This is a genomic window from Luteipulveratus mongoliensis (assembly GCF_001190945.1).
GTDB lineage: Bacteria > Actinomycetota > Actinomycetes > Actinomycetales > Dermatophilaceae > Luteipulveratus > Luteipulveratus mongoliensis.
In genome coordinates this window covers 4,382,244-4,404,643 of record NZ_CP011112.1, presented here as the reverse complement: position 1 = coordinate 4,404,643, position 22,400 = coordinate 4,382,244, and the positions used below count along the sequence as shown (strand labels likewise).

The window sequence follows — 22,400 nt, the reverse complement described above, 5'->3', positions numbered from 1 at the left end:
TGAGTGAGGGGCTCCTACTCCTGACGGTGCGGGCAGCGCCTCCTCATGTGCATCTTGGGGATCAGGGGGAGTCCGGTGGGTGTGACGACCGATGTCCGGGAGCCCCAACAGCTCCTCACCCGCTCGGCCCTGCGCGCCACGCGCGCCAGCACGCAGGAGGGTCGGCGGCCCGACATCCAGGGCATGCGCGCGATCGGCGTCCTTGCGGTCATGCTCAGCCACGCCGGCATCACGTCCGTGGCCGGCGGCTATGTCGGCGTCGACGTCTTCTTCGTCATCTCCGGCTTCCTGATCACCGGGATCATCACGCGCGAGGTGGAGCGCACCGGATCGATCTCGATCGCCGGCTTCTATGCGCGGCGGGCGCAACGCATCCTTCCCGCTGCCGCCGTCGTACTCCTCAGCGTCATCGTGGTCTCAGCCTTCACCTACACCTCGGGCGACCTGTCGCTGATCCTGACCGATGTCCGCTGGACGACCTTCTTCGCTCAGAACATCAACCTGGCGCAGGAGGGCTCGGGCTACTTCTCGACCGACACCTTCGTCTCGCCGGTGCAGCACTTCTGGTCGCTGGCCGTCGAGGAGCAGTTCTACCTCGCGTGGCCGTTGGTGATCGGCTCGGTCGCCTGGGTGGTCAACCGACGGCGAGGTCGCAGCCGTGCGAGCCGACGGTCGTTCCTGCTGGCCTGCGCGGTGGTCGCGCTCGTCATCTCGGCGATCTCGCTCGCATGGTCGGTGCACGCCACTGCGGTCAGCCCGCAGATCGCCTACTACTCGACGTTCACCCGTGGCTACGAGCTCGGCATCGGCGCGGCCGTCGCGGTGCTCATCGAGCAGCTCCGCCAAGTCCCTTCTCCCGTCAAAGGACTCGCGTCCTGGCTCGGCCTGGCGGCCGTCGTCGTGGCGTGCGCGACCTACACCGCAGATGCGCCCTTTCCCGGCTATCAGGCGCTGCTCCCGGTGATGGGGGCAGCGCTCATCCTGGCCGGCGGCATCGACGGCCCGGCCTGGGGCGCGCGTACGGTCCTGGGTCTCCGACCGATGCGCTTCATCGGTGACATCTCCTACTCGCTCTACCTGTGGCACTGGCCCATGCTCGTCATCCCCGTTGTGCTCCGCGGGCACCCGATCAGCCTCGTCGGTCGGATCGGGCTGATGCTCGCCTCGATCGTGATGGCGTGGCTGAGCTATCGGTTCATCGAGTCGCCGGTCCGCTCGTGGTCGTTCATCGCACGGCGCCGCAGGCGCGGACTGATGCTGTGGCCGGCTGCGGTGGTCGCTGTCCTGGTCACAGCGCTGGGGACCCAGACCCTGTACGTCCAGACCGTTGCCGTGGGTGCCACGACAGGCTCCGGACCGGCGGCCACCGTGAGCCCTTCGGCCCTGCGCAAGGACGTGCTGACCGCAGCGCAGCAGGCCAGGGACGGAGCTCCGCTGCCCAAGACGTTCCAGCCCCAGCTGACCGCTGTGTTCGACGACTTCTGGGAGCCAACGAGCAGCTGCGCTGCGTTGACCGAGCCCCAGGTCACCCACACGCTGTGCGCCTACGGCGACATCACGTCATCGCGCACGATTGTGGTGTGGGGCGATTCGCACGCCGGCCAGTGGATGGGCGCGATCAGCGACTTCGCCAAGCAGGCCCACCTGAAAGTCATCCTCATCGAGAAGGGTTCGTGCGTCCCCCTGGTCGACACGCTCCCGTTCCGCAACGGTTCGCCGTACGACGAGTGCGCCGCCCACAACACGTGGGCCATGCAGCAGATCGCGCGCATCAAGCCGGAGCGCGTGATCCTCGCGGGTGCGTACGTCACCCAGATGAACGACCCGGGCTCGAAGACCTACCTGGAGCCCGCCGAGGCTGACGTCGCGTTCCAGCGCGGGATCCAGCGCACGCTGAGCGCCCTGGGCGCGCACACGAAGCGCATCGATGTGATGAGCGACAACACCAGCCTGGTGAAGTACTCCGGTCGCTGCCTCGGCAGCCGGACGGCGACGCGGGCGAGCTGCGTCGCGGGCATGCACTCGACCATCGCGAGCCGTAACGAGATGTGGGCCACCGAGACCGCCAAGGTCGGCGCCCACTTCGCCGACATGGTGCCCTACCTCTGCGACGACACGACGTGCCCCATCGTGATCGGCAACATCGTCGCCTACCGCGACAGCAACCATCTGACGCAGACCTACATCGATGTGCTGCGGCCGATCCTGGCGAAGAAGCTGGGCTTCTAGCCGTCACCTGCGGGACGAGGTGCGTCGTCGACCGGCAACAGGCAGGTGTACGCCGACACGCGCCGCGCGCCGGGCGTACCGGCCCCCGCTCGCCGATAGCGATCGAGCACCTCGGTCAGCTCCGCGGTGAGCGCGGTGAGCTGCTCAGTGGTCACCAGGACGGCGTGGTCGTTGAGCCCGCAGTGCTGTCGCCACGTCGTCGGCCAGTCGCCGCGCGTCTCGACCCAGGCGTCGGCGCGCTCGGCGAAGTGCTGGATGTAGTCGCGGGCGAGCCAGTCCGCGGCCGCCTGGTCATCAGCGTCCAGTGGCAGGTCGGGCTCGGCGGCGTCGTGCGCGGCGGCGTCCTCCACGGCCGCCCACACCCGCCGCTTGCCCACCCCGGTGCCGGTGTCGGTCACCAGCCCGACCTCGTCGAGACGGCGCAGGTGATAGCTCGTGGCGCCGGTGTGGGTACCGAGCGCGGCGGCGAGCTCGGTGGCGGTCGCCGGTCCGTGGACGCGCAGCTGCCCGAGCAGTCGCGAGCGCAGGGGATGGGCCAGCACATGGAGCGCAGGGCGGTCGGCGGGAGTGCTCATGCGTGCACAATAGTTGTGCACAGAGAAGGTGCACAATGGTCGCCAAGGGGAGCTCCGGCGTACGACATCCCTTGGGGGACAAGGGGAGTTGCCGGATTTGGCCGGTCCAGCGGGGCGCCGGTAACCTTGACTCCTGCTGCGGTCCGCGCAATCTGCACGAGATCCGGCGAACAAGACCACCCAAACGAAGGTTTCCGACTGTGCGTACGTTCACACCGAAGCCGGCAGAGGTCCAGAAGGACCGTGTCTGGCACGTCATTGACGCCACCGACGTCGTTCTCGGTCGTCTGGCCAGCCAGACCGCCATCCTGCTGCGGGGCAAGCACAAGACGACCTTCGCCCCCCACACCGACACCGGTGACTTCGTCATCATCATCAACGCGGACAAGGTCGCCCTGACCGGCGCCAAGCTCCAGAAGAAGATCGCCTACCGTCACTCGGGTTTCCCGGGCGGCCTCAAGGCGACCTCCTACACCGAGCTCATGGCCAAGGACCCGGCCCGCGCCGTGGAGAAGGCGATCCGCGGCATGCTGCCGCGCAACACTCTCGGCCGCGAGCAGCTGAGCAAGCTCAAGGTGTACGCCGGCCCTACGCACCCGCACGCCGCGCAGCAGCCGAAGCCGTTCACCATCGACCAGGTCGCGCAGTAAGCCGCGGCGGGACCAGAGAGACATAAAAGGATGACCGTGGCTGACCAGACCCAGACCGAGGCCCTCGAGACCGAGGAGCCCCAGCTGACCGAGTACACCAGCGAGAGCACCGACACCCCCGCTGAGGGCGAGGAGGTGCGCCGTCCGAGCGCATCCGCTCCCAGCGCCGGCACCGGCCGCCGCAAGCAGGCCATCGCCCGTGTGCGCATCGTTCCCGGTGCCGGTGAGTGGAAGATCAACGGCCGCACCCTGGAGGAGTACTTCCCCAACAAGGTGCACCAGCAGATCGTCAACGAGCCTCTCAAGGTGCTTGAGCTCGACGGCGCGTACGACGTGCTCGTGCGAGTGCACGGCGGTGGCCCCTCCGGCCAGGCCGGTGCCGTCCGCCTGGGCGTCGCGCGTTCGCTGAACGACGTGGACCCCGAGCTCAACCGCGACACCCTCAAGAAGGCCGGCTTCCTGACCCGTGACGCTCGCGTCCCGGAGCGCAAGAAGGCTGGTCTCAAGAAGGCGCGCAAGGCGCCGCAGTACAGCAAGCGCTGATCGTTCAACGGACGTTGGTCCACTGCTGAGTTGAACGCGTCCACCCCGAGCACCTCTGCCACGTGCAAAGGTGCTCGGGGTGTTTGTACATCGTGAGCAGATCTCGTCGCTGACGATGCCGGCCGGTCGGGCCACCGAGGCCGGACGGATGAGGGTGCGCGAGAGAAGGAGCTAGGCCTATGGGGCAGTTGTTCGGTACAGACGGCGTACGCGGCGTCGCGAACGTCGATGTGACAGCAGAGCTGGCCGTTGATCTGGCGGTGGCTGCGGCGCACGTCCTGGCGGAGCAGGGCGCGTTCCGGGGTCACCGGCCGAAGGCCGTGGTCGGGCGAGATCCGCGCGCGTCCGGTGAGTTCCTGTCTGCTGCGACGATCGCCGGTCTGGCGTCCGCGGGTGTCGACGTCTGGGATGCCGGCGTGCTGCCGACTCCGGCCATCGCCTTCCTGACCGCTTACACCGGGGCTGACCTCGGGGTCATGCTCTCGGCATCGCACAACCCGATGCCGGACAACGGCATCAAGTTCTTCTCCCGCGGTGGGCACAAGCTGCCGGACGCGGTCGAGGACGCCATCGAGCAACGGCTCCGCGAGGAGTGGGACCGTCCGACCGGCGACCGTGTCGGCCGGATCTTGGCCTATGCCGACGGCGGCAAGCACTATGCCGAGCACCTTCTCGGTGCCCTGCCGCACCGCCTCGACGACTTGCACATCGTCCTCGACGCCGCGCACGGCGCGGCGAGCTACGTCGGCCCGGATGTCTTCCGGGCCGCGGGTGCCCAGGTGACCGTGATCGGCGCATCGCCGGACGGCCTCAACATCAACGACGGCTGTGGATCCACCCACCTCGAAAAGCTGCAGGAGGCCGTCCTCACGCAGAAGGCCGATCTCGGTGTCGCGTTCGACGGTGACGCAGACCGCTGCCTGGCGGTGGACGCAGCCGGTCAGGTCGTTGACGGCGACCAGATCATGGCCGTCCTCGCACTCGACCTCAAGGACCGCGGGGTGCTGGCGCAGGACACGCTGGTGGCCACGGTGATGAGCAACCTCGGGATGATTCACGCGATGGAGCGTGAGGGGATCGTGGTCCAGCAGACCGCGGTCGGTGACCGCTACGTCCTCGAGGGCATGCGCGTCGGCGGCTACTCGCTCGGTGGCGAGCAGTCCGGCCACGTGATCCTGCTCGACCACGGCACGACCGGCGACGGCGTACTCACCGGCTTGGTGCTGGCGGCACGGGTGGCGGCCACGGGCAAACCCCTCGCAGACCTGGCCGCGGTCATGACCCGGCTGCCCCAGACCATGATCAACGTCGACGGTGTCGACAAGCACGCCGTCGACACCCATGCCCGGGTGCAGGACGCCGTACGCGCCGCCCAGACGGACCTGGCCGGCACCGGCCGGGTGCTGCTGCGCAAGTCCGGCACCGAGCCACTCGTCCGCGTCATGGTCGAGGCAGACACGGCCGACCGGGCGCACGCCGTGGCGCAGCATCTGGCCTCCATCGTGCGCGCAGAGCTCGCGCTGCCCGAAGGCCGATAGCAGAACGATCCATCCCGAGGGGCCAACCGGAGCGTCGTACTGCGTGGCGCGAGACGGCTCTGGCGGGTGTTGGGGCTGGTGTGAACGATGTGGTTGCCGGGACGTAGCCCGGTGCTCGGACCACGTTGCTCGGGAGGCCCCATGTCCACCATCACCCGCCGCTCTGTCCTCGGCGCCGCGGCCGGCACCGCCGCTGCTGTCCTCGCCACCGGACCGGCTCGCGCCGCCCAGTCGTCCGTACGCGTGGCGCAGCCCTCGGGCCGACGTATCGCCATCATCGGTTCGGGCTACGGCGGGGCGGTTGCCGCTCGCCGGCTCGCCGAGGCCGGCTACTCCGCCGACCTCATCGAGATGGGCATGGACTGGGAGCGCGCGGCTCCGGTCAACGGCAGCGTCTTCACCAAGATGACCGCACCGAGCGCTCGTTCGATGTGGTTCCAGGATCACACCGAGGTGCCGTTCAGCACGATCCTCGGGATCCCCACCTCGATGCCGATCAAGAAGGGCGCGGGTGCCCTCGGCATCGAGCGGTTCGCCCACATGAAGGTCTACGTCGGTCACGGTCTGGGTGGCGGCTCGCTGGTCAACGGGGCGATGGCGGTCACGCCGCGGCGCTCGTTCTTCGAGCAGGTGCTGCCGCAGGTCGACGCCGAGGAGATGTACGCCACCTACTTCCCGCGGGCGAACTCTGCTCTGCACGTCGCGCCGCCGACCCAGCAGATGCTGGACTCCAAGTGGTACGGCTTCACGAAGGTCGCGAGGGAGCAGGCCGCTCGCGCAGGCTTCACCACGACTCAGGTCCCGAGCGTCTACGACTGGTCGTACATGGCGCAGGAGGCAGCGGGAGAGGTGCCGAAGTCGGGCCTGGACCAAGAGATCCTCTACGGCAACAACCACGGCAAGCAGGACCTGACGAAGACGTACCTGAAGGCCGCACTGGCTACCGGTCGCATCACGCCGATCGTGATGACCGAGGTCACCGATCTGGCTCGCCGCTCCGACGGCTCCTACCGGTTGTCGTTGCGGACCATCAACTTCGACGGCGACGTGGTGTCGACGCGGACGGCGGTGTACGACCGGGTCGTCCTGGCAGCAGGCAGCGTCGGGACAGCGCGGCTGCTGCAGCGGGCTCAGGCCCTCGGCACGTTGTCCGGTCTGTCGCCTGCCGTGGGCCAGCAGTGGGGTCCGAACGGCAACCTGATGGTGGCGCGCTACCTCGGTCTGACCCCGACCGGCTTCTCGCAGTCGTGCATGCCGGCCATGGGGGTCAACGCGTGGGACGACGGACCCGGGTCGGTGTTCGCCGAGATCGCTCCGCTGCCTCTGGGTATCGAGACCTTTACGTCGAACTACCTTGCGGTGACTAACAATCCGAACTTCGGCACGTTCGGCTGGGACTCCTCATCGGCGTCGCTGACGCTCGACTGGGACAGCGCCAAGGCAGCGCCCGGTGTCGCGGCCGCCAAGGCCGTCATGGACAAGATCAACAGGGCCAACGGCACGTGCTACCGCCACGACTTGTTCGAGGGTGGCAAGGCGTTCGCGGACTACTTCTCCTACCACCCGCTCGGGGGCGCTGTGCTCGGCGAGGCGACCGACCTGTCGGGTGAGCTCAAAGGCGCACCAGGCGTGTTCGTCATGGACGGGTCACTCATCCCGGCCAAGATCGGGGTCAACCCGTTCGTGACGATCACGGCGCTCGCGGAGCGCAACATCGACCGGCTACTCGCGGCGAAGCGCTTCGCCTGACGCCGCGCTCAGGCGGCGACGGACTGGTTGGCCTCGTCGACCAGCTTGGCCAACGTCGCGGTGACGGCCTCGACGACCTCGGCCTGCTCCTGAGGGTGGCCCGAGCCGGTCCACTCGGTGGACTTGAACGATCCGGCCGGCGCCTCGTGGGCGGCGCCACCGGCGATGCGAACCGACTTCAGCGAGTCCTCGTGCGCCCAGACGCCACCGAACCTGCCGATGGCAGCACCCAGCGCGGCGACGGGCTTGCCGGTGATGGAGCCCTGACCGTAGGGGCGAGAAGCCCAGTCGATGGCGTTCTTCAGGACGGCGGGGAGACCACCGTTGTACTCCGGGGTGACCAGCAGCAGGGCGTCCGCGGCAGCGACCTGCTCACGCAGGTGCACGGCGGAGGCGGGAGCCTGCTCGCCGTCGAGGTCCTCGTTGTAGAACGGGACGTCGCCCAGGCCTTCGGCGATGCGGACCTCGGTGCCCTCAGGGGCGATCTGCTGCGCGAGCTCGGCGATCTTGCGGTTCGTGGAGTCGGCGCGGAGGCTGCCGACGAGGGCGAGGACGACGGTCATGAGAGGGTGCCTTTCCAGAGGAATGGTTCGTACTCCAGGTACAAACGGACTGTAGTCCGTTTTGTTCCTTCGGGGTGATGCGAGGGGATGTGACACGTGCCACAGGACGGCGAACGGCGTACGCCGCTGCTCGCGCTCGCAGGGTCGTCACCGACCGGGCCGCCGCGCCGGGACGCGCAGCGCAACGCGGAGCGGGTCCTGGACGCCGCCGAGCGCATCGTCGCCTCGCGCGGGGCTGAGGGCCTCACGATGGACGCCGTCGCCGAGTCGGCCGGTGTGGGCAAGGGGACGGTGTTCCGCCGGTTCGGCAACCGGGCCGGCCTGATGGCGGCGCTGATGGACCACACCGAGCGGGAGTTCCAGGCGCAGTTCATCTCGGGACCGCCGCCGCTGGGCCCGGGTGCGCCGCCGCTGGACCGGCTGCTGGCCTTCGGTGACGCCCGGCTGGCGCTGATGATGACGCAGGGTCCGGTCATGCGGGCCATCGGCGAGGACGTCGCCGACCGTCTGGAGGTCCCGGCGGTCGTGCTCGCGCTGCGCCACGTCCGCCTGCTGCTCGACGAGCTCGACCTCGGCGGGGACACCGAGCTGCTGGCCAGTGCGCTGCTCGCCCCGCTGGACCCGTCGCTGGTCGACCTGCAGCTCAACCGTCAGGGCATGTCCCTCGCACGGATCTCCGCGGCCTGGCAGGACCTCGTCCGCCGCGTCGTCGGTGCCCCTGCATGAGAACGCCGTCCGAGCGTGGGCAGGTCGAGCCCTTCCACGTGATGGAGGTGCTGAAGGCAGGGGCCGAGCGGGCGCGTACGCACGGCGACGTCATCCTGATGTGCGCCGGTCAGCCCTCCACGCCGGCACCCCAGGCTGTGCTCGACGCCGCGCGTGACGCGATGTCGAGCCACACGCTTGGCTACACCGAGACCACCGGCATCCTGCCGCTGCGAGAGGCGATCGCCGAGCATCATCAGTCGACCTACGGCGTCGCTGTCCGTCCCGACCAGGTCTGCGTGACGACCGGTTCGTCGGGCGGGTTCACCGCGCTGTTCCTCGCAGCGTTCGACCCCGGCGACCTGGTGGTGATGACGCGACCCGGCTACCCGGCGTACCGAAACACGTTGCAGGCGCTCGGGATTCGCGTACATGAGCTGGAGTGCGGAGCCGACACGCGATACCAGCCGACGGTGGCGATGCTCGACGCGCTGCCCGAGACCCCGGACGGCGTCATCATCGCCAGTCCGGCCAACCCGACCGGCACGATCATCGACGAGACTGAGCTGGCGGCGATCGCACGCTGGTGCGACCAGCGCGGTGCGCTCCTGGTGAGCGATGAGATCTATCACGGGGTCTCCTACGGTCGCCCGTGCTCGAGCGCGTGGCAGACCTCGACGTCCAGCGTGGTGGTCGGCTCGGTCAGCAAGTACTACTCGATGACCGGTTGGCGGCTCGGCTGGATGCTGCTGCCGGAGTCCCTGGCGCGGCCCGTCGAGCTGCTGTCGGGCAATCTGTCGATCTGCCCGCCGGCGGTGGCCCAGCACGCGGCGCTCGCCTGCTTCACGCCCGAGGCGCGCACTGAGCTGGACGGGCACGTGCACCGCTACGCCGAGAGCCGCGAGCTGCTGGTCCAGCGGCTCCCGCAGCTGGGTGTGACGTCGTACGCGCCGCCCGACGGGGCGTTCTACGCCTGGTGCGACATCGGGCACCTGACCGACGACTCCACGGCCTGGTGCCGCGAGGTCCTCAGCCGGACTGGGGTCGCGATCACTCCGGGCGTGGATTTCGACATCGTCGATGGACACCGGTTCATGCGGCTCAGCTTCGCCGGTTCGACGGCCGAGGTCGCCGAGGCGATGGATCGGCTGGTCGACTACACGTCGGAGTGAAGGGCCTCCACGAGCTGCTGCACGCCGTAGGCGTCGGCGAACGATGCCAGACTCGGACTGCGTTCGCCGCGAGTCGCCGCTGCGAAGGCCGACAGGCGGGTGCGCTCGGAGCCGTTCTCGCCCGCGAGCTCGACCGGGCGCCAGCCGGGTTCGGTGCGCTCGGACGCCTCGAGGCGACTCCAGTCGGACAGGCGGTACGACCGCTGCTCGCCGAGCAGCGTCCAGTCGTACGTCTCCGGCGCTGAGCTGCCGACCAATCCGCTCAACGTGATCGGCACGGATCGGTCGGCCTGTTGAGCGGAAAGCCTTGCGAATGCTGAGGTCTCGCCTCCGTCGGCCGGATAGCTGGTGGTGGCTTCCTCGATCGTGATGGGGCCGAGCAGGCGCTGCGTGAGATAGGCGAAGTGCGAGAACACCTCGCGCAGGAAGCCGCCCTCGGCGCGGCCGGCCACCCACCGTGCGTCCTGCTGAAAGGCGCGTGGCCACTCGGGGAACCTGAGGTCGATCTGGACCCCGAGCACGTCGCCGACCTCGCCCGCGAGGAGCGCGCGCTCGACCTCGAGCACGGCCGCCCGGTCGGACAGCGAGAAGTTCACGGCGCCGACCAGTCCGCTGTCACGCTCGGCCGCGAGCATCGCGTCAGCATCCGTCTGCGAGACGGCCAGAGGCTTCTCGCAGAACACGTGTCGACCCGCCCGCATGGCATCGACGACGTACGCCGCGTGGGTGGCAGGCGGGCTGGCGACGTAGACCGCGTCCAGGGTGTCGTCCTTGATGACCTGCGCCGGATCCTGGCCGAGGGCCACCGACGGGTCGACCGCCCGTGCGCTCTCGACCGCGGCCGCCGAGGGGTCGGCGGCTCGCGTGATGACGACGTCCGGATGGTCCTGCCCTGCGCTGAGCAGCTCGGCACCCATGGCTCCGAGCCCGATGATGCCCAGCCGCAGTCGTTCAGTCATGCGGTCAGCGTAGGAGCGGGTCGATCGACCCGATGCGGCGCCTGACGTGGGGCATGTTTGTCGGCGGGGATGCGTTGAGACTGACGACCGGTTCGACCCGCCATCCAGAAGGGATCACAGCATGCCGTTCGAGGAAGTCACCGAGGTTCTCTACACCACCGCTGCCACCGCCAAGGGCGGCCGTGAGGGCAACGTCAAGAGCGCTGACGGTGTGGTGGACCTCCCGCTGGGCAAGCCTGGCAGCGTCAGCAACCCCAAGGCCAACCCCGAGACGCTGTTCGCCGCGGGCTATGCAGCGTGCTTCTCCGGCGCACTCAACGCCGTGGCGAAGGCGGAGGGTCTGGACACCAGCGAGTCCACCGTCACCGCCGATGTGACGTTCGGCAAGACCGAGTCGGGCTTCGGTCTCGCCGTCGACCTCAAGGCCACCGTCCCCGGAGTCGACCCGGCCAAGGCGCAGGAGCTGGTCGAGAAGGCGCACCAGTTCTGCCCCTACTCCAAGGCCACCCGCGACAACATCACGGTGACGCTCGGCACCGCCTGATCCATCTCATCGAGGGCCCTGGAAACCATTGGTTTCCAGGGCCTTTCGTCAGTGCGACACTCGTCGGATGGACCTGACGGTGCATCTGGATCGGCGTGGCGAGCGCACGGCCGCGATCTACACGGCTCTCGTGGAGGCCATGACCGACGGTCGGCTGCGCACCGGCGACCGGTTGCCGCCGACTCGTGAGCTCGCCACCCAGCTCGGCGTCTCCCGCACGACGGTGGCGGCGGCGTACGACCGGCTCACCGGTGAGGGCTATGTCGAGGGCCGGGTCGGCGCGGGCACGTTCGTCACGGCGGCGGCCACGCCGGTCAGTCGTACGACCGAGGCCCGGGTCTCGCTCCGGTCTCGTCGAGGCTGGACGTTCACGCCGCTGCCGAGCCTGGCGGAGCACACGCCGGCGATCGACCTTCGTGCGGGAATGCCGGATCCCGCGCTCTTCCCGTTCGATACCTGGCGTCGCCTGCTCACCAGCGAGATGCGTGGTCGGGCCGCGCAGATGGCGACCTACGGCGGTCCGGAGGGGCATCTGCCTCTGCGCGAGGCAATCGCCCGGCATCTCGGTCGGTCGCGCTCGCTGCTGGCCGCGCCCGAGGACGTGATGGTGACCGACGGTGCGCAGCAGGCTCTGGACCTGGCGTGCCGGGTGCTGCTCGCACCGGGCGACGTGGTCGCGATGGAGGACCCCGGCTATCCCATGGCGCGACGGCTGTTCGCCGGGCACGGGGTGAAGGTCGTGCCCGTGCCCGTTGATGCCGACGGTCTCGTGGTGGAACGGCTGCCGGACGAGGCCCGGCTGGTGTTCACGACGCCGTCCCACCAGTTCCCGACCGGTGTCGCGATGTCCCTGTCGCGCCGCCGCGCACTGATCGACTGGGCCGACCGACATCGTGCGGCCATCATCGAGGACGACTACGACAGCGAGTTCCGTTACACCACAAGGCCGTTGGAGCCTCTTCACTCGTTGGACGAATCTGGTCGAGTGATCTACGTCGGCACGTTCTCGAAGTCGATGATGCCGTCGCTACGCCTCGGGTTCATGCTCGCGCCGAGCAGTCTGAGGCCGGCTCTCGCAGCGGCGCGACAGATGATCGGCTGGCACGGCGTCGTACCCATGCAGGCGGCGCTGGCGCGCTTCATCGACGAGGGACTGCTCGCGCGCCACGTACGACGGGCGAGTGCTGAGTACGCGCGTCGCCACGATGCGGTGCTGGCCGGAGTCGAGACGTCGCTCGACCCGTGGTTCGAGGCGATCCCGTCCTCGGCGGGTCTGCACGTCTGCGCGCTGCTGCGCCCCGGCGTCGAGCTCGATGTCGACGCCCTCGTCGAAGCTGCGCTGGCGGAGGGCGTCGGGCTGGAGTCCCTGCGACCGATGTACGCCGGCCGTCAGCCTCGTGATGGTCTGCTCCTGGGCTACGGGACGGTGCAGCTCGACGCGGTCGCCGACGGGTTCTCGAGGGTTGCCGAGCTCGTACGCCGGTCGCGCACCTCCGCGTAGACCAGCGCCGCCGTGGCGACGCCCACCGTCCACAGCACGTGCCACCCGGTCATCCAGAGCAGACCGATCGCGCTGGCGAAGGAGATCACGGCGCCGCGGTGGCCCCACGTGCCCCGTGGGAGGAGCTTGATCGCGGCGGCCGAGCCGACGAGGTAGACGAAGGTGAACGAGCCGGTCACCAGCAGGAGAGTGGCGGTCAGGTCGACGCGGACGACGAACGTGACCACGCAGGACAGCAGGCAGAGCGCGACCAGCACGCCCAGCGAGCGAAGCGGCACCTCGCCCGCCTGGCTGCCACGGGCCAGCCACCCGGGCAGTGCACCGTCTCGCCCGAGAGCCGCGCCCAGCCGAGCACCTCCGGCAAAGTAGGCGTTCATCACACCGATCGTCAGCAGGATCGCCGCGGCGGTGGTGACCACGCGCGCCGGCTCGCCGAATCCGGTGGCGAGCAGGTCTGACAGAGGCGCCGTGCTGGAGCCCGCGCGGCCGCCCAGGACGAGGATGCTGGCCCCGGCGACACCGACGTACAGCACGCCGACCAGACCGATGGCCACGGCCGTCGCGCGCGGGATGTCGCGGCGCGGGCGGTCGTACTCCGAGGACAGTGAGGAGACGGCTTCCCAGCCGGCGAACGCCCAGACGAGGACGGCCGCGGCTGACCCGACGGCCGCCCACCCGTGCGGTGCGAACGGTGTGAGGTTGCCGATCTCTGCATGGGGGAGCGCCGCGACGATGGCGGCGAGCAGCAGGAGGGCCAGGACTCCGGTGAGCACGAGCTGGACACTGCCCGAGACGCGGATGCCGAACGCGTTCATCCCGCCGACGATCAGGGTCAGCACCACGATCGTGAGGATCTGCGTGCTGCGACCGCCGCCGACCATGTCGGAGATGTAGCCGCCGGCGAACGATGCGGCCGGCGGTGCGCCCATCGGGACGGCGAGGTAGAAGGTCCAGCCGACGACGGTGGCGGCGCGCGGACCGAAGGCGAGGCGGGCGTACGTCGAGACACCGCCCGAGTCCGGGTATCGGGCACCCAGGGACGCGAAGGTCGTCGCGAGCGGGATCGACAGCGCGATCAACGCAGCCCATGCCACCAGCGAGGCCGGGCCTGCGATGCCGGCTGCGACGGCCGGGAGCGAGATGACGCCGGTGCCGAGCACGGCGCCGACCGTGAGCGCGCTGCCTTGTACGACGGACAGCCCGGTCCGGGCGACAGCGGGCGCCTCGAGGTCGCGAGTGGTCACGTCTCCGACGCTAGATCGCCAGAGGACTGGTCAGAAGAGCCAAGACGAGCCAATCCAACTGGTCCAATCCACCCACTCCGCCGGTCGAGTAGGCGAGCCCTCTTCGCTGGTCGAGTAGGCGAGCCCTCTTCGCTGGTCGAGTAGGCGAGCCCCATAGGGCGAGCCGTATCGAGACCGGGTGCGCGCGGTCACCGGGTCTCGATACGCCTCCGCTGGCGCTCCGGCTACTCGACCAGCGGTGGGGACGGCGCTTCTGCTACTCGACCAGCGGTGGGGGTTCGGCGGTCCGGCTCAGGTCTTCGAGGGACAGGCCCGACCCGCTCATCGTGTCCGCCGTAGCCGCCCGCAGGCCGGCGAGCATCACGTCGAGATGGCGCTGGGTCAGCCGGCTCTCGACCTCCGCGGGCAACGATCCGGGGAGGGGCCGGGAGAGGCGTACGACCAGGGTGCCGATGTCTCCGACCGTGATCTCGGGACTCAGCGTCTTGTCGTCATGCGCGGCGTCGACGAGCGACTCCATCGCTGCGGCTGACGCGGCGCGCGCCGGTCCGAGCTCGGGGTCATCGAGATCGAGTCGGTCCAGGACGAGTGGGATGACGGCGGCGACGCGCAGCTCGAGCGCGGTTCGGAGGTAGGCGGCGAGCGCGTCGAAGCCGGCGTCGTGCTGTGCCTGCGCCTCCTCAGCGGCGGTCCGTGAGCGGTCCAGGGCGTCGAGGACGACTGCCTTGAGCAGGCCGTCGCGGTCACCGAAGCGGCGGTAGAGCGTCGCGATCCCGACCCCGGCGACCCGGGCGATCTCGTCCAGCGGCGCTCCGGGGCCGCGTTCGAGGACGACCTTCCGGGCGGCCTCGAGGACCTGTTCCTGGTTGCGGCGGGCATCGGCTCGCAGAGGGCTCGAGGTGGGGGCCATGAGTCCACGCTAACGCAGAAGTGGAGAAATTTCCTCCATATCTCTTGACGGATGGCCGCGCGCGGGTCCACGCTGATGTGGAGGAAATCCCTCCACATCGTCAGGAGTCATCATGCAGACACAGACCAGGCCGGCGGAGGCGCCAGCCGTGCGGGACCATCGCTGGACCGCGCTGGTGGTCATCGCCGTCGCGCAGCTGATGGTCGCGCTGGACGCCACCGTCGTGAACATCGCCCTGCCGACCGCGCAGCACGCGCTCGGCTTCTCCGACGGCGACCGGGCGTGGGTGGTGACCGCCTACACCACCGCTGTCGCGGGGCTGCTGCTCCTCGGCGGCCGGGTCGCCGACCGGTTCGGCCGGCGCCGCGCCTTCCTCGTCGGTCTCGCCGGCTTCGCGGTCGCCTCCGCGCTCGCGGGTGCCGCGACCAACCTCGGTCTGCTGATGGCGGGCCGAGCACTGCAGGGCGTCTTCGCCGCGGTGCTGGCGCCGACCGCGCTGTCCCTCATCGCGGTCACCTTCACCGATGGCAAGGAGCGCGCCAAGGCGTTCGGCGTCTACGGCGCGGTCGCCTCGTCCGGCGCGGCTGTCGGCCTGCTGCTCGGGGGAGTGCTCACGGAATACGCCGGTTGGCGCTGGTGCCTCTACATCAACGTGGCGATCGCCTTGGTGGCGTTCGTGGTCGGACGACGCGTGCTGCCGTCAGGTGACGGCTTCCCGGAGAGCCGGATCGACGTACCCGCTGGGCTGCTGGTCACGGCTGGCATCGCCGCCATCGTGTACGCCTGTGCGCAGGCTGCGAGCGAGGGCTGGACCTCGCGTGAGGTCATCGTGCCGTTCCTGATCGGCGTGCTCGGAGTCGCCGGTTTCGTTGTGCACCAACGCCGTTCGGCTGCGCCCGTCCTGCCGCTGTGGGTGCTCGCTGATCGCTCTCGGATCGGCGCGTACCTGGCTGTGGCGGCGGCTGTCGTCGGATCGTTCGGCATGTTCCTGATGCTGACGTACCACTTCCAGGGCGTGCTCGGCTGGAGCCCGATCCGCACCGGTCTGGCGTTCCTCCCGTTGTCCGTAGCGGTCTCGGTCGGCTCGTTCGGGCTGGGCAGCAAGCTGCTTCCGAAGGTTGCGCCGAGAGCGCTGATCGTGCCCGGGCTGGTGGTCGCGGCGAGCGGTCTCCTGCTGCTGTCGGGCATGACGGTCGACAGTGGCTACCTGACGCGGATCCTGCCCGCCGAGGTCCTGCTGGGTGTAGGTATGGGATGCGTCTTCACTCCCGCGATCAGCGTCGCGACCAGTGGGATCGACCGCAGGTTCGCTGGTGTCGCCGCAGCCACGGCCAACACGTTCATGCAGGTCGGTGGATCGATCGGCACGGCTGCGCTCAACAGCGTCGCCGTCGCCGCGACGGCCTCGGCCGGAGCGGGAGCGACGGCCCTGGTGCACGGGTTCGCCGTCGCCACGACATGGGCAGCCGTGCTGCTCCTGGCGGCAGCGGTCGCGGCCGCTGTCCTGGTGCGTACGCCTCGTCCCGACCCCCAGCAGCACTGACAGTCAACGAGATTCACGTTCACGAGACGGAGAGAGTCATGAGTATCAAGCTGAACCACACCATCGTCCACAGCAGTGACAAGCAGGCGTCGTCCAAGCACCTGGTGGAGATCCTCGGCCTGGCCGAGCCGACGACGTACGGGCCGTTCATCGTGGTCCAGGTCGACAACGAGGTCTCCCTCGACTACGCCGATGACCACGGTGAGGCGCACCCGCAGCACTACGCGTTCATGGTCTCGGACGAGGAGTTCGACCAGATCTTCGACCGGATCAAGGCGCGCGGGCTGACCTACTGGGCCGACCCGTTCCACCGTCAGGAGGGCCAGATCAACACTAACGACGGCGGCCGGGGTCTCTACTGGAGCGACCCCGACGGGCACAGCATGGAGATCATCACCGTGCCCTACGGCGGGTGAGGCGATCGCGTCACGGCAGTCGGCGTACGACTGCCGTGACGATGTCGTCCGGGCGGCTGTTGAAGGCGATCGTCGCGTCGGGCGCGAGCCGGTGGACCAGGTTGATGGTCGTCTCGAAGAGCTCGAGCAGCTCGTCCGAGTGGCGAATGCCACCGCCGACCAGGACGCAGTCCCACGACCGGGAGCGCAGCGCGGCGGTGAGGAGCTCCTCGTGGTCGTCCTTGCCGTCGAGGCCGACGAGGCAGTTCTCGGCGTCGATGCCCCGCTCGGTGAACTCAGCCGTCGCGGCCGCGATCGCATCGGCGACGGGCTGCGGATCCCAGGGACCGGGTACGCGGTAGGGATCGAGGCCGATCACGAGCACCTGCGGCGGGGTCGGCCCTTCCATCCTTCGACCGTAGTCGCTGGCGGCTGCGGGACCGGTCCCGACCGCGACCGCTAGGTATGGAGTGCCCCAAACCCTGCCGATGAGGAGCACCCGATGAGCCACCTGAGCACGACTCTGCCAGCAGCCCTGTTCGCGACCGGTGCGTTGCTGGCCGCCCTCGGACCTGCGAGCACGGCAGCCCCGAACGGCGTTGCCTCCGCTCACGACTCGTTCGCCGAGGAGGGGCGCGACGCGGGCCTGAGTCCCGCGCAGGTCGGCTGGCTGCAGTCCACGGTCGAGCACGAGATCACGCGTTCGGGCGGACGCCAGACCGCACTGAACGTCGTCCACCGCGAAGGTGCCGAGCTGCGCATCGCACTACCTGGGGAGAAGCGCCCGCGACGGCTCGGCGCGTTGGCCGCGGGCCCCTGCGACGGCGGTACGGCGCCGGGCTGGTTCTGCGCGTACAGCGACACCTACGGCAACGGATCGCAGCTCGCGATGTACACGTGCAACACGTACTCGCTGCCGGGCTGGACGAGCGTCGGCTCCTGGGGCGACAGTCAGACGCCAGGCACCCGGACCCTGTTCGAGACCAAGGACCACACGGTGTGGGACGAGATCTACGCGCCCAACAACGTCCAGGAGTACGACTGGGTCCACGTGTGGTTCATCAAGAACTGCTGACCACCGCGGCGGCCGGCGCTCAGCAGTTGGGGACGTCGGTCGGCGCGGTGTCGTTGGCCGTGTTGGCGATGTAGACGGCACTGATCCACACGTTGACATTGCCCGAGTCGTCGTCGGTCTTCAGCCACCACACATTGCTCTTGTCGCCGACGGTGACTGGCTCGCCCTTGGCCTGGCAGTAGAAGTAGTTGGTGCCTGCGCGCAGCGTGCCGGCAGGGTTCGCCGGCGACGTCTCGCGATAGCTCGGCGCGTCGCTCACCACGAACTTGAAGACCTTGAGGTTCGTCGGGGGAGTCCCTCCGTCCCCGTTGTAGTGGTAGACACCCGTCGGCGCGCTGCCGTGGCTGGAGACCGGACGGACATTCAGACCGGTCGGGTCGCTCTCGGCCTGCACCATCAGGCCGTTGCCGAGGTAGATCGCAGTGTGTCCCGGCCACAGGATGACGTCGCCCGGCACCCAGGCGCCCTGGTCGCCTGAGACCCGCGTGAAGCTGTGGGAGGTCAGCTCCTGGTCCATGGAGCCGGTCCCGCCGGCTCCGATGTCGTCGCCCGTGGACCGGAACCACGCCCAGCGCACCAGCCCTGAGCAGTCGGCCCCCACCTTGAACCGGTCGTCGTAGTACTCGCCGCCCTGGTCGTAGATCAGGCCGGTCGTCGGCCCGGGCTCGGCCTTGTGACCACCGCCCCACGAGTAGGGCGTCAGGTTGGTCAGCTCCTGGCAGGCTGCGGCGATCGCCCGACCGGCCGCTTCTGACGTCTCTCCGTACGCCTGACACGCCTCGTCCGCGCTGCTCGGCTGCTGCCCGGCGACCGTCAGGCCGAAGGCCAGGACGAGTCCGCTCACCGTCGGAATCACTGTTCGTGCAAGGGGTTTCATGATCTTGCCCTTTCAGGAGATCTGGATGTAGTCGATCTCGGCCCAGCGGGAGAGGTGCTGCAGGCGTACGGTGTTCCATCCCGCTTGCAACGAGATGTCGACCGCGACCTCCTGCCAGTTCTCCCACCCGTGGTCGACGTAGCCGACGACTGTCGCCGCGCCACCGTTGATCGTCAGCGTGTGCTGTGCATCGCCGTAGCCCGCTGCGTAACCGATGTGCGCGGTGTACGCGCCGGCGACCGGTGCGAAGACCTTCCGTTCGACCCAGCTGTCGTCATAGTCGATCTGCGCAGCCACCTTGCCGCCGGAGGCTGCGTCATCGGCGCGCACGACACAGTGGTTGAGGGTGCTGTCCTCGGCCTCGTACAGCACGCGGCTGCCGCGGACGACGGGGTAGTCGTTCGCCCAGCCGAGCGACGCCGCGTACATCCCGCGACCTCCGTCGACCCAGCCGTGGAAGACGATCGCGTCGTCTCCGACGATGTCCTGCCCGCCGGGTCCGTGCACGGCGCCGTCGACGCTGGCGGTGGTCATCAGGGGTCGGCCGGCTTTGACGTACGGGCCGGTGAGGGACGTCGACACGGCATAGCTGGTGAAGTACTCATCACCGCCAAAACCGTTGGCAGAGTAGAAGAGCACGTATTGCGACGGGCGCTTGACGAGGACGGGAGCCTCGATCACGCCACCCTCGGCGGACTGATCGTTGCGGAGCAGCTCGACCCGGTCGCCGGTGAGCGTGACTCCGTCCTGGGCGACGGGCTGCAACCAGATCGACGGCGGTGCCTCGACGGCGTTGCCGTCGTTCTTGTAGAGCAGGTAGCGCTGGTCGCCGTCGACGAAGCTCGACGGATCGATGTCACCGCCCTCGGACGCGTTGCACACCAAGGGCTCGGGTGCAGGTTGGAACGGTCCAGCAGGTGTGGCCGCGGTCGCCGTCCCGATGCACTGCCGTCCGGTCGCTCTGCTCCGGGCGGTGTAGTACATGAGATAGGAGCCGTCGGCGCGCTGCGAGACATCCGGTGCCCACGTCCAGCCGGCATCGGCCCAGGTGCCGAGCACCGGCAGCGCGTCACCCTTGATGGTCCACGGCCCGTTCACCGACGACGCGGTGGCGTAGGGCACGGTCAGACCCTGATTGGTGGCGTAGGCGTAGTAGGTGTTCCCGAACCGGCTCACGTCCGGATCGGGGAAGTTCTGCGCGATCACCAGGTGGGGCGCCTCGGTCCCTGCTGCGTCGGCGCGCTGCATGGGCACAGCGGTGGCCGCAACCAGGGCCAGGACGAAGCCGAGCCGGAGGGCGGTCCTCATGCGTTCCAACGTAGGAGTGCGGCGCCGGGACCGGTCCCTTGACGACCGTGCCGCGATATCATAGCCATCTGGCTATGATTGCCGAATGGCGATGCTTGTACCTATGGAAGAGCGCGATCCCGAGGTTGCCGCCGAGCGTGCCTCGCTGGTGGCGGCCGCATGCTTCTTCAAGAGCCTGGGGGACCCGACGCGCTTGATGATCATTCGCCGGTTGGCCGCGGGCGAGCACCGGGTGGCGGACCTGGTTGCCGACCTGGGTCTTGCGCAGCCGACCGTGTCGAAGCACCTGCGCTGCCTTCGCGACTGCGGGCTCGTGCTCTCACGACCCGAGGGGGCAGCGGCGATGTACCGGCTTGCCTACCCAGACCTGGTCGACGTCCTGCGCAGCGCCGAGCCGCTGCTGGCGCGTACGGGTGATGCGGTCGTGCTGTGCCCGTCCTCGGGTGTCACGGCATGACCGTGGCACTGGTTGCCTCGCAGCGACGCACTCTTCTTGGCCGTCGTGCCCAGCAGCTCGCGGCGGCAGCGGTGGCGTACAACGTGATTGAGGCGGTCGTCGCCATCGCGGCCGGTCGGGCAGCTGGCTCATCGGCGCTGGTCGGGTTCGGCCTCGACTCGGTGGTCGAGGTCTCGTCCGGGTTGATCATCCTGTGGCAGTTCCGCCACGCCGTGCCTGAGCAGCGCGAACGCCAGGCGCTACGACTGATGGCGGTCGCGTTCTTCGCGCTGGCCACCTACGTGACGATCGACGCGGTCCGGACGGTGCTGAGTGACCATGAGCCGGACGCCTCGACCGTGGGCATCGTGCTCGCTGCGCTGTCCCTGGCTGTGATGCCGGTCCTGTCCTGGGCGCAGCGACGTACCGGGCGTGAGCTCGCCTCCGGCTCCGTCGTGGCCGACTCCACGCAGACGTTGCTGTGCACCTACCTGTCCGCGGTGCTGCTGGTCGGCCTGGTCGTGAACGCCACCCTGGGCTGGTGGTGGGCTGATCCCATCGCCGCGTTGGTGATCGCGGCGGTCGCAGTGCGCGAGGGGATCGGGGCGTGGCGAGGGGACAGCTGCTGCGTGCCGGCGTCGCCGGCCGCCTGTGAAGACTCCTGCTGCGCCTAGTCGCCCAGCGCCAGCCAACCCGCAGGCGGCGAGGGTGCCTCTTCCCAACGCGGAACGTAGTGCTCCAGGAAGATCTGGCCGACGAGCTCACCTCGGCTCTGCACGTGGGTCTTCGCGAAGATCGCCTTCAGGTGGTCTTGGACGGTGTACGCGGAGACCTGCATGACCTGGGCCATCTGCTTCGTCGAGCGCCCCTGCATGCACAACCGAGTGACCTGACACTCGCGGTCGGTGAGGTCGTAGGCAAGGGCGACCAAGGGAGCGACCTCGTTGCCCGTTGCGGGCTGCAGCACGACTGCGACGCGATCCGGTGCTGCTCCTGAGAGTCGCGTCCCGTAGAGCAACAGCCACCGGCCCGTGCGCGTGCGCACCCGTGAGCGCGCTTCGAGGCCCAAGGGGTCCTGGCCCTCGCGCAGGCTTCGGGCGCGTGCTGCCACTGCCTGGACAGCCTTCGACTGGGAGGGATCCGCAGGGGCGGGTACCTCGATCATCTCGCCAATCCACATCTCCGCCGCTGGGGAGATGGACTCCAGCTGCCCGTGCTCGTCGAACACGATGACCCCCGGGCCGGCCGCGACGCTGTCCAGGACGTTCTGTCCCGGGGCTGGGGTCAGCATGGATCGACGCATTCCCTCGGCGATGACCTTGCCGAGTCCCGTCAGCACGGTGATGTCGCGCTCGTCGAAGAAGGAGGCGCCCTCGTCCCGCAGGAAGCCGGCCGCTCCCCAGTAGACGCCGTCCCTGACGAACGAGACCCGCAGCTCATCGCCGATTCCGTACCCCTCGCGCGAGCGGTGGCGGGCGCTGCGCGACAAGTCTCCATGTGTGGACCGCCCGTCTGCGGCGACGTGCTGGGACCCACGCGCCAGGAACCACCACCGGTTGACGTCATCGATCACGTACTCGTGATCAGCCAGCCAGGACCCGGAGCACGAGACTCCCTGGTTGATGCTGCCGGTGAACAGGATCGTGCCGGGATCGACGGAGTGCCAGCAGGTGCGGGTGAACGGAATGACGTCGTTGATGAGCTCGCTGACGCCGCGGACGAGGGTCAGCCAGTCGGGCCCTTGACCCACGAGGTGCGTGATCTTGTCCGTCGTACGACGTTCAAGGTCACTGCTCATATGGCAAGCGTATGCCCGCTACACCTCGTCGTCTGCGCCACAAATCTGGGATGGCCCGGTGACCGAGACCGGGCGCAACCTCAGAG

At 69.0% G+C, this 22,400-nt stretch carries 23 protein-coding genes; 14 read left to right on the top strand and 9 right to left on the bottom strand.

From position 1 onward, the window contains the following. Window positions 1-75: 75 nt before the first annotated feature. Complete coding sequence (locus VV02_RS20835; RefSeq protein ID WP_052594702.1) at window positions 76-2,229, top strand: acyltransferase family protein; 2,154 nt, start codon at window positions 76-78, stop codon at window positions 2,227-2,229. Here the strand turns inward: VV02_RS20835 and VV02_RS20830 are convergent. Then, the gene (locus VV02_RS20830) at window positions 2,226-2,804 is read right to left on the bottom strand and encodes a winged helix-turn-helix domain-containing protein (RefSeq protein ID WP_052594699.1); all 579 of its coding nucleotides are present in this window, start codon (window positions 2,802-2,804) and stop codon (window positions 2,226-2,228) included. The genes VV02_RS20835 and VV02_RS20830 overlap by 4 nt on opposite strands. A 200-nt stretch (window positions 2,805-3,004) precedes the next feature. Here VV02_RS20830 and rplM point away from each other — a divergent pair, with 200 nt between their 5' ends. The 4 genes from rplM (at window position 3,005) to VV02_RS20810 (ending at window position 7,284) form a co-directional block, all read left to right on the top strand. Continuing rightward, entirely contained in the window at window positions 3,005-3,454 is a 450-nt protein-coding gene (gene rplM / locus VV02_RS20825; protein WP_052594697.1) for a 50S ribosomal protein L13, read from the top strand. Between the two features lie 30 nt (window positions 3,455-3,484). After that, window positions 3,485-3,997, top strand: coding sequence for a 30S ribosomal protein S9 (gene rpsI, locus VV02_RS20820; protein ID WP_083450331.1), 513 nt, complete (start codon window positions 3,485-3,487; stop codon window positions 3,995-3,997). Between the two features lie 179 nt (window positions 3,998-4,176). Further along, window positions 4,177-5,535: a phosphoglucosamine mutase gene (gene glmM / locus VV02_RS20815; protein ID WP_052594690.1), complete on the top strand. Its 1,359-nt coding sequence runs from the start codon at window positions 4,177-4,179 to the stop codon at window positions 5,533-5,535. Window positions 5,536-5,676: 141 nt separating this feature from the next. Further along, the gene (locus tag VV02_RS20810; protein WP_052594687.1) at window positions 5,677-7,284 is read left to right on the top strand and encodes a GMC oxidoreductase; all 1,608 of its coding nucleotides are present in this window, start codon (window positions 5,677-5,679) and stop codon (window positions 7,282-7,284) included. Window positions 7,285-7,292: 8 nt separating this feature from the next. On the opposite strand, the gene VV02_RS20805 is transcribed toward VV02_RS20810, so the two are convergent. Beyond that, window positions 7,293-7,847, bottom strand: coding sequence for an NADPH-dependent FMN reductase (locus tag VV02_RS20805; protein ID WP_052594685.1), 555 nt, complete (start codon window positions 7,845-7,847; stop codon window positions 7,293-7,295). Between the two features lie 96 nt (window positions 7,848-7,943). Here VV02_RS20805 and VV02_RS20800 point away from each other — a divergent pair, with 96 nt between their 5' ends. Further along, window positions 7,944-8,573, top strand: a complete 630-nt coding sequence (locus tag VV02_RS20800; RefSeq protein ID WP_052594682.1) for a TetR/AcrR family transcriptional regulator — start codon at window positions 7,944-7,946, stop codon at window positions 8,571-8,573. Beyond that, complete coding sequence (locus tag VV02_RS20795) at window positions 8,570-9,724, top strand: pyridoxal phosphate-dependent aminotransferase (RefSeq protein ID WP_052594680.1); 1,155 nt, start codon at window positions 8,570-8,572, stop codon at window positions 9,722-9,724. The genes VV02_RS20800 and VV02_RS20795 overlap by 4 nt, the downstream gene beginning before the upstream one ends. Here the strand turns inward: VV02_RS20795 and VV02_RS20790 are convergent. Further along, window positions 9,709-10,683, bottom strand: coding sequence for a Gfo/Idh/MocA family protein (locus tag VV02_RS20790; protein WP_052594677.1), 975 nt, complete (start codon window positions 10,681-10,683; stop codon window positions 9,709-9,711). The two genes, VV02_RS20795 and VV02_RS20790, sit on opposite strands and share 16 nt — an antisense overlap. 121 nt (window positions 10,684-10,804) lie before the next feature. Here VV02_RS20790 and VV02_RS20785 point away from each other — a divergent pair, with 121 nt between their 5' ends. Both VV02_RS20785 and pdxR read left to right on the top strand, forming a co-directional pair. Continuing rightward, window positions 10,805-11,227: an organic hydroperoxide resistance protein gene (locus tag VV02_RS20785; RefSeq protein WP_052594675.1), complete on the top strand. Its 423-nt coding sequence runs from the start codon at window positions 10,805-10,807 to the stop codon at window positions 11,225-11,227. 67 nt (window positions 11,228-11,294) lie between these two features. Then, the gene (pdxR, locus tag VV02_RS20780; RefSeq protein WP_052594673.1) at window positions 11,295-12,728 is read left to right on the top strand and encodes a MocR-like pyridoxine biosynthesis transcription factor PdxR; all 1,434 of its coding nucleotides are present in this window, start codon (window positions 11,295-11,297) and stop codon (window positions 12,726-12,728) included. On the opposite strand, the gene VV02_RS20775 is transcribed toward pdxR, so the two are convergent. Then, window positions 12,644-13,972, bottom strand: coding sequence for an amino acid permease (locus VV02_RS20775; protein ID WP_052594671.1), 1,329 nt, complete (start codon window positions 13,970-13,972; stop codon window positions 12,644-12,646). The genes pdxR and VV02_RS20775 overlap by 85 nt on opposite strands. A 256-nt stretch (window positions 13,973-14,228) precedes the next feature. Beyond that, window positions 14,229-14,882, bottom strand: coding sequence for a TetR/AcrR family transcriptional regulator (locus VV02_RS20770; RefSeq protein ID WP_052594669.1), 654 nt, complete (start codon window positions 14,880-14,882; stop codon window positions 14,229-14,231). A gap of 112 nt (window positions 14,883-14,994) precedes the next feature. Here VV02_RS20770 and VV02_RS20765 point away from each other — a divergent pair, with 112 nt between their 5' ends. Together VV02_RS20765 and VV02_RS20760 are read left to right on the top strand one after the other, a co-directional pair. Then, entirely contained in the window at window positions 14,995-16,425 is a 1,431-nt protein-coding gene (locus tag VV02_RS20765; protein ID WP_052594667.1) for an MFS transporter, read from the top strand. 38 nt (window positions 16,426-16,463) lie between these two features. Then, window positions 16,464-16,841 carry a VOC family protein gene (locus tag VV02_RS20760; protein ID WP_052594665.1) on the top strand — a complete coding sequence of 126 codons (378 nt, stop codon included), beginning with the start codon at window positions 16,464-16,466 and terminating at the stop codon, window positions 16,839-16,841. 10 nt (window positions 16,842-16,851) lie between these two features. On the opposite strand, the gene VV02_RS20755 is transcribed toward VV02_RS20760, so the two are convergent. Then, window positions 16,852-17,229, bottom strand: coding sequence for a hypothetical protein (locus VV02_RS20755; protein WP_052594663.1), 378 nt, complete (start codon window positions 17,227-17,229; stop codon window positions 16,852-16,854). Between the two features lie 93 nt (window positions 17,230-17,322). On the opposite strand from VV02_RS20755, the gene VV02_RS20750 reads away from it, so the two are divergent. Further along, on the top strand, window positions 17,323-17,895 hold the full coding sequence (locus VV02_RS20750; protein WP_052594662.1) for a hypothetical protein: 573 nt from the start codon (window positions 17,323-17,325) through the stop codon (window positions 17,893-17,895). Window positions 17,896-17,914: 19 nt separating this feature from the next. Here VV02_RS20750 and VV02_RS20745 read toward each other — a convergent pair whose 3' ends face one another. Both VV02_RS20745 and VV02_RS20740 read right to left on the bottom strand, forming a co-directional pair. Then, a complete protein-coding gene (locus VV02_RS20745; protein ID WP_083450330.1) occupies window positions 17,915-18,772 on the bottom strand; it encodes an NlpC/P60 family protein in 858 nt (285 codons plus the stop codon). Between the two features lie 12 nt (window positions 18,773-18,784). Next, entirely contained in the window at window positions 18,785-20,080 is a 1,296-nt protein-coding gene (locus VV02_RS20740; RefSeq protein ID WP_052594658.1) for a family 43 glycosylhydrolase, read from the bottom strand. Between the two features lie 103 nt (window positions 20,081-20,183). Here VV02_RS20740 and VV02_RS20735 point away from each other — a divergent pair, with 103 nt between their 5' ends. Continuing rightward, window positions 20,184-20,537, top strand: coding sequence for an ArsR/SmtB family transcription factor (locus VV02_RS20735; protein WP_052594656.1), 354 nt, complete (start codon window positions 20,184-20,186; stop codon window positions 20,535-20,537). Further along, window positions 20,534-21,190, top strand: coding sequence for a cation efflux transmembrane domain-containing protein (locus VV02_RS20730; protein WP_052594653.1), 657 nt, complete (start codon window positions 20,534-20,536; stop codon window positions 21,188-21,190). Before VV02_RS20735 ends, VV02_RS20730 begins: the two co-directional genes overlap by 4 nt. Here VV02_RS20730 and VV02_RS20725 read toward each other — a convergent pair. Next, the gene (locus VV02_RS20725) at window positions 21,187-22,314 is read right to left on the bottom strand and encodes a helix-turn-helix transcriptional regulator (RefSeq protein ID WP_052594651.1); all 1,128 of its coding nucleotides are present in this window, start codon (window positions 22,312-22,314) and stop codon (window positions 21,187-21,189) included. The genes VV02_RS20730 and VV02_RS20725 overlap by 4 nt on opposite strands. Between the last annotated feature and the right edge of the window lie 86 nt (window positions 22,315-22,400).

Excerpts from the sequence above, each read along its gene's own strand:
- VV02_RS20830 (WP_052594699.1), bottom strand. The coding sequence starts at position 2,804 with ATGAGCACTCCCGCCGACCGCCCTGCGCTCCATGTGCTGGCCCATCCC.
- rpsI (WP_083450331.1), top strand. The coding sequence starts at position 3,485 with ATGACCGTGGCTGACCAGACCCAGACCGAGGCCCTCGAGACCGAGGAG.
- glmM (WP_052594690.1), top strand. The coding sequence starts at position 4,177 with ATGGGGCAGTTGTTCGGTACAGACGGCGTACGCGGCGTCGCGAACGTC.
- VV02_RS20810 (WP_052594687.1), top strand. The coding sequence starts at position 5,677 with ATGTCCACCATCACCCGCCGCTCTGTCCTCGGCGCCGCGGCCGGCACC.
- VV02_RS20805 (WP_052594685.1), bottom strand. The coding sequence starts at position 7,847 with ATGACCGTCGTCCTCGCCCTCGTCGGCAGCCTCCGCGCCGACTCCACG.
- VV02_RS20795 (WP_052594680.1), top strand. The coding sequence starts at position 8,570 with ATGAGAACGCCGTCCGAGCGTGGGCAGGTCGAGCCCTTCCACGTGATG.
- VV02_RS20790 (WP_052594677.1), bottom strand. The coding sequence starts at position 10,683 with ATGACTGAACGACTGCGGCTGGGCATCATCGGGCTCGGAGCCATGGGT.
- VV02_RS20785 (WP_052594675.1), top strand. The coding sequence starts at position 10,805 with ATGCCGTTCGAGGAAGTCACCGAGGTTCTCTACACCACCGCTGCCACC.
- pdxR (WP_052594673.1), top strand. The coding sequence starts at position 11,295 with ATGGACCTGACGGTGCATCTGGATCGGCGTGGCGAGCGCACGGCCGCG.
- VV02_RS20770 (WP_052594669.1), bottom strand. The coding sequence starts at position 14,882 with ATGGCCCCCACCTCGAGCCCTCTGCGAGCCGATGCCCGCCGCAACCAG.
- VV02_RS20765 (WP_052594667.1), top strand. The coding sequence starts at position 14,995 with ATGCAGACACAGACCAGGCCGGCGGAGGCGCCAGCCGTGCGGGACCAT.
- VV02_RS20760 (WP_052594665.1), top strand. The coding sequence starts at position 16,464 with ATGAGTATCAAGCTGAACCACACCATCGTCCACAGCAGTGACAAGCAG.
- VV02_RS20755 (WP_052594663.1), bottom strand. The coding sequence starts at position 17,229 with ATGGAAGGGCCGACCCCGCCGCAGGTGCTCGTGATCGGCCTCGATCCC.
- VV02_RS20750 (WP_052594662.1), top strand. The coding sequence starts at position 17,323 with ATGAGCCACCTGAGCACGACTCTGCCAGCAGCCCTGTTCGCGACCGGT.
- VV02_RS20745 (WP_083450330.1), bottom strand. The coding sequence starts at position 18,772 with ATGAAACCCCTTGCACGAACAGTGATTCCGACGGTGAGCGGACTCGTC.
- VV02_RS20740 (WP_052594658.1), bottom strand. The coding sequence starts at position 20,080 with ATGAGGACCGCCCTCCGGCTCGGCTTCGTCCTGGCCCTGGTTGCGGCC.
- VV02_RS20735 (WP_052594656.1), top strand. The coding sequence starts at position 20,184 with ATGGAAGAGCGCGATCCCGAGGTTGCCGCCGAGCGTGCCTCGCTGGTG.
- VV02_RS20730 (WP_052594653.1), top strand. The coding sequence starts at position 20,534 with ATGACCGTGGCACTGGTTGCCTCGCAGCGACGCACTCTTCTTGGCCGT.
- VV02_RS20725 (WP_052594651.1), bottom strand. The coding sequence starts at position 22,314 with ATGAGCAGTGACCTTGAACGTCGTACGACGGACAAGATCACGCACCTC.